13 protein-coding genes are annotated in these 12,711 nt (G+C 42.6%); 8 read left to right on the forward strand and 5 right to left on the reverse strand.

The features are described from left to right. The 3 genes from nuoM to upp form a co-directional block, all read left to right on the forward strand. Window positions 1-1,284 (forward strand): NADH-quinone oxidoreductase subunit M (gene nuoM / locus B3R63_RS08900; protein WP_286729865.1); only part of this gene is annotated, 1,284 nt, incomplete at its 5' end. Window positions 1,285-1,287: 3 nt separating this feature from the next. After that, the gene (gene nuoN, locus B3R63_RS08905; protein ID WP_005018687.1) at window positions 1,288-2,781 is read left to right on the forward strand and encodes an NADH-quinone oxidoreductase subunit NuoN; all 1,494 of its coding nucleotides are present in this window, start codon (window positions 1,288-1,290) and stop codon (window positions 2,779-2,781) included. A gap of 120 nt (window positions 2,782-2,901) precedes the next feature. Continuing rightward, the gene (upp, locus tag B3R63_RS08910; RefSeq protein ID WP_005018688.1) at window positions 2,902-3,537 is read left to right on the forward strand and encodes a uracil phosphoribosyltransferase; all 636 of its coding nucleotides are present in this window, start codon (window positions 2,902-2,904) and stop codon (window positions 3,535-3,537) included. A 282-nt stretch (window positions 3,538-3,819) separates the two neighbouring features. Here upp and gigC read toward each other — a convergent pair whose 3' ends face one another. Then, window positions 3,820-4,701, reverse strand: a complete 882-nt coding sequence (gene gigC / locus B3R63_RS08915; protein WP_005018690.1) for a LysR family transcriptional regulator GigC — start codon at window positions 4,699-4,701, stop codon at window positions 3,820-3,822. Window positions 4,702-4,786: 85 nt separating this feature from the next. Here gigC and B3R63_RS08920 point away from each other — a divergent pair, with 85 nt between their 5' ends. Beyond that, on the forward strand, window positions 4,787-5,548 hold the full coding sequence (locus B3R63_RS08920; protein WP_005406562.1) for a ferredoxin--NADP reductase: 762 nt from the start codon (window positions 4,787-4,789) through the stop codon (window positions 5,546-5,548). 26 nt (window positions 5,549-5,574) lie between these two features. Here B3R63_RS08920 and B3R63_RS08925 read toward each other — a convergent pair whose 3' ends face one another. After that, window positions 5,575-5,997: a hypothetical protein gene (locus B3R63_RS08925; RefSeq protein WP_005018694.1), complete on the reverse strand. Its 423-nt coding sequence runs from the start codon at window positions 5,995-5,997 to the stop codon at window positions 5,575-5,577. Window positions 5,998-6,153: 156 nt separating this feature from the next. On the opposite strand from B3R63_RS08925, the gene B3R63_RS08930 reads away from it, so the two are divergent. From B3R63_RS08930 to B3R63_RS08945, 4 genes are all read left to right on the forward strand, one after another. Beyond that, window positions 6,154-6,486, forward strand: coding sequence for a hypothetical protein (locus B3R63_RS08930; protein WP_005406693.1), 333 nt, complete (start codon window positions 6,154-6,156; stop codon window positions 6,484-6,486). A 272-nt stretch (window positions 6,487-6,758) separates the two neighbouring features. Next, complete coding sequence (locus tag B3R63_RS08935) at window positions 6,759-8,720, forward strand: mechanosensitive ion channel (protein ID WP_286729869.1); 1,962 nt, start codon at window positions 6,759-6,761, stop codon at window positions 8,718-8,720. Between the two features lie 78 nt (window positions 8,721-8,798). Further along, window positions 8,799-9,005, forward strand: coding sequence for a hypothetical protein (locus B3R63_RS08940; protein ID WP_248132445.1), 207 nt, complete (start codon window positions 8,799-8,801; stop codon window positions 9,003-9,005). Between the two features lie 145 nt (window positions 9,006-9,150). Beyond that, on the forward strand, window positions 9,151-9,297 hold the full coding sequence (locus B3R63_RS08945; RefSeq protein WP_005027661.1) for a hypothetical protein: 147 nt from the start codon (window positions 9,151-9,153) through the stop codon (window positions 9,295-9,297). 1 nt (window position 9,298) lies between these two features. Here B3R63_RS08945 and B3R63_RS08950 read toward each other — a convergent pair whose 3' ends face one another. The 3 genes from B3R63_RS08950 to B3R63_RS08960 all read right to left on the reverse strand — a co-directional run bounded on the left by B3R63_RS08950 (window position 9,299) and on the right by B3R63_RS08960 (window position 12,673). After that, the gene (locus B3R63_RS08950; RefSeq protein WP_286729872.1) at window positions 9,299-10,498 is read right to left on the reverse strand and encodes an NAD(P)/FAD-dependent oxidoreductase; all 1,200 of its coding nucleotides are present in this window, start codon (window positions 10,496-10,498) and stop codon (window positions 9,299-9,301) included. A gap of 30 nt (window positions 10,499-10,528) precedes the next feature. Beyond that, a complete protein-coding gene (locus B3R63_RS08955; RefSeq protein ID WP_286729874.1) occupies window positions 10,529-11,425 on the reverse strand; it encodes a 1-aminocyclopropane-1-carboxylate deaminase/D-cysteine desulfhydrase in 897 nt (298 codons plus the stop codon). 102 nt (window positions 11,426-11,527) lie between these two features. Beyond that, window positions 11,528-12,673 carry an HlyD family secretion protein gene (locus B3R63_RS08960; RefSeq protein WP_286729876.1) on the reverse strand — a complete coding sequence of 382 codons (1,146 nt, stop codon included), beginning with the start codon at window positions 12,671-12,673 and terminating at the stop codon, window positions 11,528-11,530. Between the last annotated feature and the right edge of the window lie 38 nt (window positions 12,674-12,711).

The raw sequence follows: 12,711 nt of genomic DNA on the forward strand, positions 1-12,711 counted from the left end.
TCATGGGGTGAAATCCAGAAAAATGTTGGTTTCTTCCACCTGAACTTATTATGGTCTCTAGGTGGAGTCATCGGGGTATTTCTGGCTATCGACATGTTCCTGTTCTTCTTCTTCTGGGAGATGATGCTGGTGCCGATCTACTTCCTGATCGCACTTTGGGGACATAAAGGTTCAAATGGACGTTCGCGTGTTTATGCGGCAACCAAGTTCTTTATTTATACGCAGGTTGCAGGCCTGATCATGCTGATCGGTATTCTGGGGCTGGTGATTTACGGTTATATGATGACCGGTACCATCAACTTCAGCTATAACTATCTGCTGGGCGTTGCCAATGCACTGGACACTCAGCTGCCTTCAGTTGCATACGCATTTATGATCTGTATGTTTATCGGGTTTGCGGTCAAGTTGCCAGTATTCCCGTTACATGGCTGGTTACCAGATGCCCATGCTCAGGCGCCTACAGCAGGTTCGGTTGACCTTGCAGGGATCCTGATTAAGACTGCTGCTTATGGTTTGCTCCGTTTTGTTATTCCGTTCTTTCCGGCAGCATCTGCAGATTTTGCCAATATCGCTATTATCTTTGGTTTGATCGGTATTTTTTACGGCGCATGGTGTGCTTTCCAGCAAACAGACATGAAGCGTCTGCTGGCTTACACTTCCATTTCGCACATGGGTTTTGTGTTATTGGCGCTATATGCCGGTAATATCCTGACCTTCCAGGGTCTGATGATCATGATGCTGGCTCATGGTTTGTCGTCTGCTGCATTGTTTATTATGTGTGGCCAGATTTATGAGCGTCTGCATACACGTGATATGCGTCTGATGGGCGGTATTCGCGGTCAGTTCCAGTATCTGCCATTCTTCCTGATGTTCTTTGTGGCAGCGTTAGTCGGTATTCCTGGTTTGGGTAACTTCATTGGTGAGTTCCTGATCCTGATGGGTTCTTATGCAAAATTCCCAGTATTTACAATTCTTGCAGCAGTCAGTCTGGTATTTGCCGGTCTGTATGGTTTAATCCTGATTCACAAAGCTTTATTTGGTGTGCCAAATGAAGAACAAAAGCAGCATTATTCACATCCATTAAAAGATCTGAATGCTCGTGAAATGGTAATTCTGCTGATCTGTGCGCTAGGTCTAGTCTGGCTTGGTCTCTATCCACAAACTTTCCTTGATGTGTCCAACTCAAGTATGGCGTGGTTAGCAAATAGCTACATTCCTGTTCAAGAAGTCGTTGATGTCACCCAGCAGGTGTCGACTCAACTCGAAAATGTGGAGATCCAATAAGCCATGAACTTCACAATGTCATTTTCCGAGCTTATGCCATTAGCTCCTGTGATGATCGTGGCCTTAACTGCGATCGTGGTAATGATCCTCACGGCAATCAAACGTAACCATAACTTGATTGCTACTGCCACAGTAGTGGGTTTAAACCTGTCCGTCATCTATATCCTGATGGAAATGTTCGGTGGTCATTTTGTACCGGCGAATGTTATGGGCATGTTTATGGTTGATCCATTTACCATGCTGTACCAGTTACTGATCTTGATCGCTGCACTGGCCTGTTCAACACTGTCTCATGCTTATATCGAGACCTATAAGAGTAACCGTGAAGAGCTGTATATTCTGCTACTGACTTCAGTGGTTGGTGCAATGCTGATGGTTTCAAGCAGTCACTATGCATCTTTCTTTATCAGCCTCGAACTGATGTCAATTCCGGTTTACGGTTTGCTGGCCTATACACATCAGCGCGCCCGCTCTCTTGAATCTGGTGTGAAGTACCTGGTGCTGTCAGCTACTGCTTCAGCTATGCTACTGATGGGTATGGCATATATCTATGCTTATACTGGCTCACTGTCATTCTATGATTCAGTACAGGCACTCATGCAGGCAATCCAGCAACCAATGGTAATTATTGGTCTGGGACTGATTATCTTTGCTATTGCATTTAAACTATCGCTGGCGCCATTTCATAAATGGACGCCTGATGTTTATGCAGGTGCACCAGCACCGATGGCAACCTTCCTTGCTACCGCAGCAAAAGTAGCAACTATTGGCCTGTTTGTGCGCTATATACTCACTTCAGGTGCGATCCTGATTGAGTCACTAGTAACTATTATTACCATTATTGCAGTTTTATCGATTCTGGTCGGTAACCTGCTGGCAGTTCGTCAAGTAAACTTAAAGCGCATTCTAGGTTATTCATCGATTTCGCATTTCGGTTATCTGCTGATTGCACTGGTCAGCATGACCTATGTAAGTCTGGGCAGTGTAAGTGTTTACGTAATTACTTATGTATTAACTACGATCGGCGCTTTCGGTGCTGTTGCCCTGATGTCGAGTCCATATAATAATCTGGATGAAGCTGAATCACTGGCAGATTACCGAGGTCTGTTCTGGCGCCGTCCGGTTCTGACTGCAACCTTAACTGTCATGATGCTGTCTTTAGCCGGTATTCCGTTGACTGCAGGCTTTATTGGTAAGTTTCTTGTAGTTATGGCAGCAGTTACTACCCAGCACTGGTTCTTGGCTGCAATGGTGATTGTAGGTTCAGGTATTGGTCTATATTACTACCTGCGTGTAATGGTGGTTATGTATATGACGCCGCCTGAGACACCACGTATCGATGCAGATAAGCACTGGGGCCAGAAAGTCGGCGGTTTAATGGTTCTTGGTGCAGCTGTGCTGGTATTGTTCTTGGGTATCTATCCAGATCCGATGATCAAGCTTGCGCTCCAAGCCGAGATTTTATCTCCAATCCACTTCATGTTAAGTCAGCAATAATTCTTAAAAATTATTGGATTTAACAAAAAAAGCCCCCAGACATTGGGGGCTTTGCTTATTTCAGATATAAAAAACATTTATAATGCCCCCAACTAAAACTTATTCTTTAGGTGTTCTCCCGTGCCCATTCAAGAAATCCGACATCCATTAATCCGTCATAAAATTGGTCTTTTGCGTCGTGCCGATATTAGCACCAAAAATTTCCGTGAACTGGCTCAGGAAGTTACTATGCTGCTGACTTATGAAGCAACACAGGATCTGCCAGTAGTTGACCATGAAATCGCAGGATGGGCAGGACCAGTTACAACTCAACGTATTGCCGGTAAAAAAATTACCGTAGTACCAATTTTACGTGCCGGCATTGGTATGCTGGATGGTTTTTTAAACCTGATTCCGAGCGCCAAAGTTTCTGTATTGGGGCTTGAACGTGATGAAGAAACATTAGAAGCGCGGACTTACTATAAGAAACTGGTTCCAGATGTACAAAATCGTATCGCCATGATTATTGATCCAATGCTGGCCACAGGTGCTTCGCTAGTGGCTGCAATTGATGTCCTTAAAGCCAGTGGCTGTAAGGATATCCGTGTGATGGTCCTGGTTGCAGCGCCTGAAGGAATCAAGAAAGTAGAAGATGCTCATCCAGATGTGCGTATTTTTACTGCTTCAATTGATGAAGGACTAAATGCACAGGGGTACATTGTGCCGGGTCTAGGGGACGCAGGCGACAAGATTTTTGGTTCAGTACAAAAAGACTAAAATATTTGCTGTCGAGATAAGAAAGAGGCAAAAGCCTCTTTTTTTATTAGAATATTTTAAATTTGAAATACTGCAAATTATGCTGTTAAGGTTAAGAGTGTAACATTATAGCAAAGGCCTGTACCCGCTTAATCTGGCTAGAATGAGCGTGATATTAGCCAGATGAATTCTTGCTAAAAAATGAGATTTTTTAAAAAATTGCTCCAAAATAAGAAAGACAGTAAGAATATAGCCAATGAAAATGATGTAGACTGATAAAAAAAGCGCCTTAAGGCGCTTTTTTTATTTCTCTTCACAAAATCGCATAAATGCTTTTAAACCCGGACCCTGATATTTCTGGCGGTGAACCAGCATAAAAAGAGGGCGCGTTAACTGCCAGAAGGGTGTGTCTAGTATGACTAACTGACCTTTTTCACGAAGAGGCTCAATAGCTAGTCTGGAAATACAGGAAATGCCCATACCGCCAGCGACAATTTTTAAAATGGCTTCATTATGCCCAAGCGTTAAACGGATGTTTGCATCAGGTAGATCCTGCAAAATACTATTATCAAATACTTCACGTGTACCTGAGCCTTCTTCACGCAAAATCCACTCAGCATTTAAAAAATCTTTCTGACTCAGCGGTTGTTTAAGCTGTGCCAATGGATGATCAGGTGCACAGCAGACAGCAAGCTCATCATCACGCCAATGGATACATTGCAGTTGGGGTAAATGGCATGAGCCTTCAATGAGTGCCAAATCCAGCTGAAACTGATTTACAGCTTCAATCATCTGGCGGGTATTACCTACCTGAAGCTGTAGATGAGCTTGGGGCTGAAGCTGCAAAAAACCAGCCATCAGATCAGGCATTAAATAATCACTGATCGTTAAGGTGGCACCCAGACGCAAATCAATACTTTGTAGTTCACCTTTGGCAGCCTGTTCAAAAGACTCACAACGACCTAGTATTTCTAAAGCTTGCGGAAGCAAGAAACGTCCCAGATCATTCAGTTGCAGACGTTTACCTAAGCGGTCAAACAGGGGGGCACCCAAACCATCTTCCAGATCTGCCAGTGCCATACTGGCTGCACTTTGAGTCAGTTTTACGGCATCGCTTGCCCGGGTGACGGTACCCTCTTGAGCAACTGCTACAAAAACCGCCAGCTGGCGTAATGTCATACGCATGAATGAAGCCTTAACGTTTAAAAAATATAAAATAAATAGATGGTCATGCTACCATGAGCACAGTCTCTCATGCCATGTAGAAATCATGTCAATTGAAAAATTTACTCAGGAAAAAGTTTTATCAGTACAGCGCTGGACCTCTAACCTGTTCAGTTTTACGCTGACACGACCTGCACATTTCAAGTTTACTGCCGGCCAGTTTGCGCGTATAGGCTTAAAAGTTGGAGATGAGCTGATCGTACGCGCTTATTCAATTGTTTCTTCACCTTTTGATGAAACTCTGGAATTTTTCTCGATTGTTGTGCCTGACGGGGCTTTTACTTCTCAGCTACAGTACCTGAAAGTAAATGACGAGCTGTATCTGGAAAAGATTCCTTATGGATATCTGACTTTGGCACGTTATCAGTTGCCACTGCCTAAAGATCTATGGCTGCTTGCCACAGGAACTGGTCTGGCGCCGTTTCTATCAATGCTACAGGATTTTGAAACTTGGACTAAATATCAGTCAATTCAGCTGGTCTACAGTGTACGTACAGCGGCCGAGCTGGCTTATCTAGACCGCATTCAGGAAATGGCCAAAATATTTGGGGAAGGGCAACAAGGCTTTCATTTTATACCAGTTATCACCCGTGACCCAAATGCCCGATTACATGAACGTTTGCCCGTACTTATTGAAAATGGTGCACTGGAAGCTGCGGCAGGGCTGCAATTTAACCCTGAGACCAGTCATGTGATGCTTTGTGGTAATCCGCAAATGGTAGAAGATACCAAAGAGGCACTGAAACGGCGTGGGCTCAGTATGAATCGTCGGGGTGAGGGAAATATTGCGGTGGAAAATTACTGGTAAGGGATAATAAGTATATATAGATATGTTTAATGCACAAACATATCTACGAACTCGCGGATCTCCTGAATTGCACTGTCAACATCTGAACTGAGCCAAGTCGGTTCAAATATCCCTGAATAATGTTCAATACGGTCTTGTGGGACCACCAGCCGGATTGGACAGTCTTCTTCAAGCAGGCGCCAAGGAATGATAGGCACTTCCTGATCCAGAAATGCACTGATATTACGAATATCAATGATCATCGCATTTACACAATCGGGAAACGGCATTACTGAAAATTCTTCAGTACGACGCCGGAAGTATTCTAGATCGCCCCACTTTAATACATAGCTAGGCTTGCTAAACTCAATAATCCCGATCAGGTGCAGGTCACGCGTATGATGTAAATAGCACTGATGCGTAACATCGGTGTCTAAATCCAGTGAGGTACGCTGTAGACGATATGCCATAAATAAACAGAATGCATAAAACTTGGCCCAATAGTATAGCGCATTTTTAACTACAACTTAGAAACATTGCACACGTTCCCACTATGCTTTTTCACACAATACAACATAAGTGCTTGTTATGATGAAAATCCAAGCCATAAGAATAAGAGAATGACTATGCAACACGATTTTAATAAACCGCCTCATACTAATGGCCCACAGGATACGGCAAAAAAAAACCGTTTACCTATTTATATTCTTATTGCGGTAGGTATTTTTCTGGCGGCTTTAGTGGTTTATATGATTGGCGACCGTGATCCGGATTCTTCTGAGGCTCCGCCACAGCATCCTAATGCAGAAATGGAACAAGCTTCCATGAACAATACAACCCCAGCAGTAGCCGGTAATACCGAAGCGACAGCAGTAGACAACAGTACGGCAACGGCAACAGATACTGGCGGTACAGCAGCAGCTCATGATACCGGTACTGGCTCTGCCCATGGTCAATAAGGCTAGCTAGACGAGGATCAGACTATAGTGGCGGCCGTTTAAATATTGCTATCCACTTAAGTCACCTCAGCCTATAGCCTTAATGTGTATACATTAGGGCTTTTTTGCAATCTTTTACTGACGATTTGTTGTATTTATGCTCACTGTAGTTGAATAAACATTGTCCACAAAATATGTTGAAAAGGAATATAAGCCTAGCTTTCTAAACATTCTTAACAACTTAAAACGCTTTAAAACAAGCAAATTGAAGCATAACAAGAGGGCATAACAAAATGAATGATTACTATGCTGGAGGAGCCCGAGGTCCGGGTTTTGATGCAATGTACTATTGGGATCAATTCCATCCCATTATTGCGGCGGTTGTGATATTAATTCTGGGCTGGATTATTGCATTGGTCATTGCTGCCGGAGTTAAAAAGCTTCTGCAAAAAATGAATACCAATCATAAATTATCTAATGCAGCAGGGCACACTACAACTACAGGAACGTCTCCGAATTATGAGGGACTTTTCTCACGTATTGTATTCTGGTTTATTTTAATTATTGCCATTATTGCTGCTTTAAATGTTCTGAATATCAATAGCGTCAGCGGTCCGTTTAGTAATATGATCAGTCAGGTGCTGGTATTTATTCCTAATCTGATCGCAGCAATCGCGGTAGGCTTTATTGGCTGGCTGGTAGCACGTCTGGTGCGTACCGGTTTAACCAAGGTACTGGCCCGTACACAACTTGATGAAAAGTTGAGTAATGACGTTGGTGTAAGTCCTATCAGTAAAAATATTGCTGATATCATTTACTGGTTAATCCTTTTACTGTTCCTGCCAATTGTCCTTTCTATTCTGGGACTGGATGGCCTCTTGGTGCCAGTTCAAAACCTGGTTAATAAAGCTGCGCTATATATTCCTAATATATTCATGGCAGCTATCATCCTATTTGCAGGCTACATTCTGGCCAAAATTGTTCGTGGCATTGTAGAAGGTCTGGTTAATAGCCTTGATTTGCAGACTCAGGTACAAAAAGTAGGTTTATTTAAAAATTCTAATTTACCTGGATTCCTTGGTTCATTCGTGTTTGCAATCATTATGATTACAGCACTGATTGTAGCTTTTGAAGCACTAGGTATACAAAGTATTTCTCAACCTGCAACTGCGATGCTCTATGAAATCATGAATGCAATTCCGCATATTATTGCTGCGGGCCTGATTCTGATTCTGGCATACATCGTGTCACGCTTTGTTGGCCGTCTGGTTGCTGAACTGATTGCCGGTACAGGTGCAGATGAACTACCAGCTAAGGTTGGTGTTCAGCGCTTCATGGGTAATGCCAAAGTATCCAGTATTGTTGGTTACCTAATTGTATTCTTCACTATGCTGTTTGCTCTGTCTGAAGCAGCAAACCGTCTTGGTTTTGAGCAGGTCAGCGCGCTGATTGCCATGTTCATTTACTTTGGTGCCAATATTCTGCTAGGTGCAGTAATTTTGGTAGTAGGTTTCTGGCTGGCCAATATAGTAGCGAATGTTGTTGAACGTGGTGAATACAATAGTTCACGTTGGTTAGGTTGCCTGGTTCGTGTATTAATCATGGGTCTGGTAATTGCTATGGGTCTACGTGCAATGGGCATTGCCGACTCTATTGTAAACCTTGCCTTTGGTCTAACTCTGGGTGCGGTGGCAGTAGCATTTGCTCTAGCCTTTGGTTTAGGTGGACGCCAACCGGCTGAACGTGTTTTGACTGACTTGATTGATAAAGCGAAACGTGAGGCGAACCATCCAAATCCTTTACGTAATAATGACTCCGGTACTACCAGTTCAACAATGACTTCAACCACTGGTTCATTTGCAGCTGCTCACACCCCTGCAACTAGCCCGTCAATGACTTCATCTCAAGGTACAGATACTTCAGCTGCTAAATCATCTGAATTATCTATGGACGGGGCTTCGTCTCAGGTAACTGACAGCACAACTAAAACTGCGGAGAATGGAACTTTTATGCCAGATACCGATAATGATACCAATGCGCCAATGCGTACTGATTTGTCAAATACTACTCCGGCGACATTAACGACTGCACCATATGGTGATGATGAAGCCTCTGGCATTGATCAGGTTACGCCTGATTCAGTAGGGGTTAATCCAGTAAATCCGCCTACTAATAATCCATTTGGCTCTACAGGTGAAGCGGAGCCGAATGTAGATGCTAACAAAAATCCAGAAAAGAAAGATGAACAAAAATAAGCTTTGATCTGAATAAAAGATGGGTCACCTGAGCGTGGCCTTTCTTTTTAAGTTCATAACAGGAGAGGTATAAAAATAATGCAAAACTATCCGGAGCGACGTCCACCCAACAAGGTTCTTGCACCATTAATTATTGCCGGTATTACTACAGGTTTTTTAAGTGCGGCTTATAAGTTTATCTTTAAGAAAAATTCTGAGTTAAGTCATAAACAGAATGTAACCGAAAATAAGTCCGAACATAATTCAAAGGTAAAATGTCCAGAACAGAAGCATGAGGAGTTCTGAAAAATCTTTAGGACCAAATATCGTCATGAAAATATGGCAAATTTTATAGGGTCTCAATTGTACTGAGGAAACAGTTTATATATGATGAACACTTAAAGAAAAATATTACTCAGCTATTCAATAAAAATCTAAACAAGGAACTGTTATGTCAATTAAAAATCTTTTAAATACAATGTTTAAAATAGAAAAATCAAGTTCAATGAGGCTTGCTGTAAACAAGATGGAAACAGCCATTAGCCGTTTACAGCAGGCGCGCCAGATCATTTTATTACGTACAGATTATCTCGAATAACTTATACATATTGACTGGCAGCATGGGCAGAAGCCCATGCCCATTGAAAGTTGTATCCCCCTAAGTGACCAGTGACATCCAACACTTCACCAATAAAATAAATCCCTTTCTGTTTTTTGCTTTCCATGGTTTTGGATGAAACTTCAGTCGTGTCTATCCCACCCAAAGTTACTTCAGCGGTACGGTAACCTTCTGTGCCAGAAGGCTTAACACTAAAATTTTGCAGATTCTCACCGATTTCTTCTAGTCTCTGGTCACTTAAATTACCAATTCCAATTTCAGATTCTTCAGGCCAAATCAAGTTCTGTAGCTCTACTACAATACTTTTAGCTATATATTCATTAAGTAATGTACGGAGCAGAACTTTAGGCTGCGACTGCTTTTTTTGTTTTAACCATATCGCTATATCTGTTCCCGGCAGAAAATTAATCTGAAAGCTTTCACCATTACACCAATAATTAGACAGTTGTAGGGCACTTGGGCCACTTAGACCGCGATGGGTAAATAACAGGGCCTCAGTAAAAGTATTTAAGGAATTACTTAGAGTTGCCTCCAGTGCATTACCACTTAAACGGGTAGTCACTTCCTTGAACTGATCACTAAAGGTGAAAGGAACTAAGCCTGCACGAGTAGGGTAAATATAATGACCGAACTGTTTTGCCAGTTCATAGCCGAAACCTGAACCACCCAGTGTAGGAATAGACAAACCACCAGAAGCTACAACAACAGATTCACAGTTAAACTGACCTTGTGCTGTGATAACTTCGAAGCTGTTTTCACAAAGTGGATTTACCGCTTTGACTTCACAGCTGCTTCGAATTTCAACATTCCCTGTTTTTTTACATTCACTGAGCAGCATGTTTAAAATATCTTTGGCGCCGTTTAAGGTAAAGAGCTGTCCATGCTTGCGCTCTTCATACTCAATACCATAATCACACACCAGTCCAATAAAATCCCAGTTGCTATAGCGGGATAGAGCAGAGATAACAAAATGCGGATTATGGGAAATGTAGTGTTCAGGCTCGACATATAAATTGGTAAAGTTACATTTACCGCCACCAGACATAAGAATTTTTTTGCCGACTTTATTGGCTTTCTCTACAACCAGAACCTTACGCCCCCGTCTGGCAGCCAAAGCTGCGAGCATTAGTCCAGATGCGCCGGCACCTATAACAATCACATCATAATATGCTGCAGCCATAGTAATTCCCAGTCATAAAAAAGCTCGGCATTATAGTCGATTTTCAGAAAAAGATTCAGGATGTAGAGGGAAACCTTGTAATCCTCCACTGTGAATGGCGAGAATACGGGTATGAGGTTGAAAATAATTCTTTTGAATCAGATCTATTAGTCCAAATAGCATTTTTGCCGTATAGATTGGTTCAAGAGGAATACTATAAGCTTTCTTAAAGTGTTGTATAAAGTCGAGCAGTGCAGGCGTAGTTTTAGCATAACCACCAAAGTGATAATCCTGTAGCAGCTGCCAGTGGGTTTTGTTAGTCCATTGAGTGATTTCTGCTTGTAAAAAATCTCCCTTTAGCACTGGAAAACCTAAGACCTGATGCTGTTCTGAACTGACTTCAATCAAGCCACTCATAGTTCCGCCAGTACCCACCGCACAGCAGAAAACATCATAGTTTTCCAGATCTTCTGAAGAAAGGATTTCCTTGCACCCAGTTACGGCGAGTGAATTGGTACCGCCTTCTGGAATGATATAAGCCTGAGGAAAACGTTGCTGTAACGTCTGCAGGTAGGCCTGATCAGCCCGGTGTCTGTATTCATGACGACTTACAAAATAGAGCTGCATGCCATTTGCTTGGGCCTGCATAAGGGTTGGATTAAACGGACGCTGAGCCAGTTCTTCTCCCCGGATAATACCTATAGTAGATAAACCGGCAAGTTTGCCTGCGGCGGCGGTAGCAGCAATATGATTCGAAAAAGCGCCCCCAAAAGTCAGAAGCTGTTTGAATCCTTCTGCCAGAGCAAAATGGATATTGTTTTTAAGTTTATAAAATTTATTGCCAGAAATTTCTGGATGAACCAGATCTAGCCGCTTGACAGTTAAGCTCAGTTGAGCGTTCTGAATAATAGTCTGGTAAGGTACAGGCTGAGCTAGAAGGTCAAGCATAAAAACTGGCAATATAGACTAGACTAAGATAAAACAATCATAAACTGTTGTAGCTAAAAAGGCAGTTCACTGCTGTTACATGGTAGTTATTTAAACAGCTCATTATGAGCTGGTATCAACTGAACTGATTACGGACATACCCGGACGCAAATCCTTAATTCCTGGCTGATTTGGATCAATTGCAATCCGTACCGATATACGCTGTACCACCTTGGTAAAATTGCCTGTAGCATTATCAGCCTTAATTACACTAAATTCTGAACCGGCTGCTGGAGCGATCCGTTCTACGCGACCAGTAAACTGACGATCATTCAAAGCATCTACTGTAAAAATTGCTTTCTGACCAACTTTCATATTGGCAATCTGGGTTTCTTTAAAGTTGGCAATAACCCAAGTCTGTTTTGGAATCAGAAATAACAGCTGTGAACCTGCAGCAACGTATTGCCCCACACGCGGGTTTACCTCTCCAAGCTGGCCGTCCATTGGAGCACTGATCAGACTATAATTTTGGGTGGTCTGAGCCTGTGCTTGTTGTGCCTGTGCATTTTTGACCTGTGCTTTCAGACCAATCTGGGCCACTTGAGCAGTTTTCAATGCTTCACGTGCGACCTCAACATTTGCCTCAGCCTGTCTAAGCTGTGCTTGTGCATTTTTTACATCAGCTGCGGCTCTATCCTGTTCTGTTTTAGAGGCAGCACCACTATTACCAAGCTGCTGATAGCGCTGTAGCTGGCTACGCGCTAGTTCATACTGTGCTTTGACCTGTTCTACCTGCGCCTGAGCTGCTGCAATATCGGCGCGGTGCTGGGCAATTGCCTGTTCTTGGTTAGCCAGATTGTTTTCTGCCTGTTCTACCGCAGCTTCTGCCTGGACAACTTGTTCCCCATAAGTTTTCGCATCAATTCTCAGTAAAGGTTGCCCTTTTTTGACATAGTCAAAGTCTTTGACCATAACCTGCTGAATATAGCCATTAATTTGAGAAGACAAAATAGTTGTTTGCCCTTTAACATAGCTGTTATCAGTACGTTCGATTGCTGTATGAAACGGACCTAAACGCCAGGCCCATAAGATAATTGTAATACCAATAATTAAAACAAGCAGCATCCAGAATAAAGTGGAATGTCTGGTTGGAATCAGCTTGCTGGAAGGTTGAGGTGTAGCAGGAGCTTCAGTCTTTTCATGCTCAACCTGTTCAGATTGTGCTGCCGGTTCTGTCTGTTGATCAGTTTTATTTTGGTCTTCTGGCATGGATATAACTCAAATTCTGTTTTTATATCAAATTTTCA

This window comes from Acinetobacter sp. UBA1297 (assembly GCF_002307755.1).
GTDB lineage: Bacteria > Pseudomonadota > Gammaproteobacteria > Pseudomonadales > Moraxellaceae > Acinetobacter > Acinetobacter radioresistens.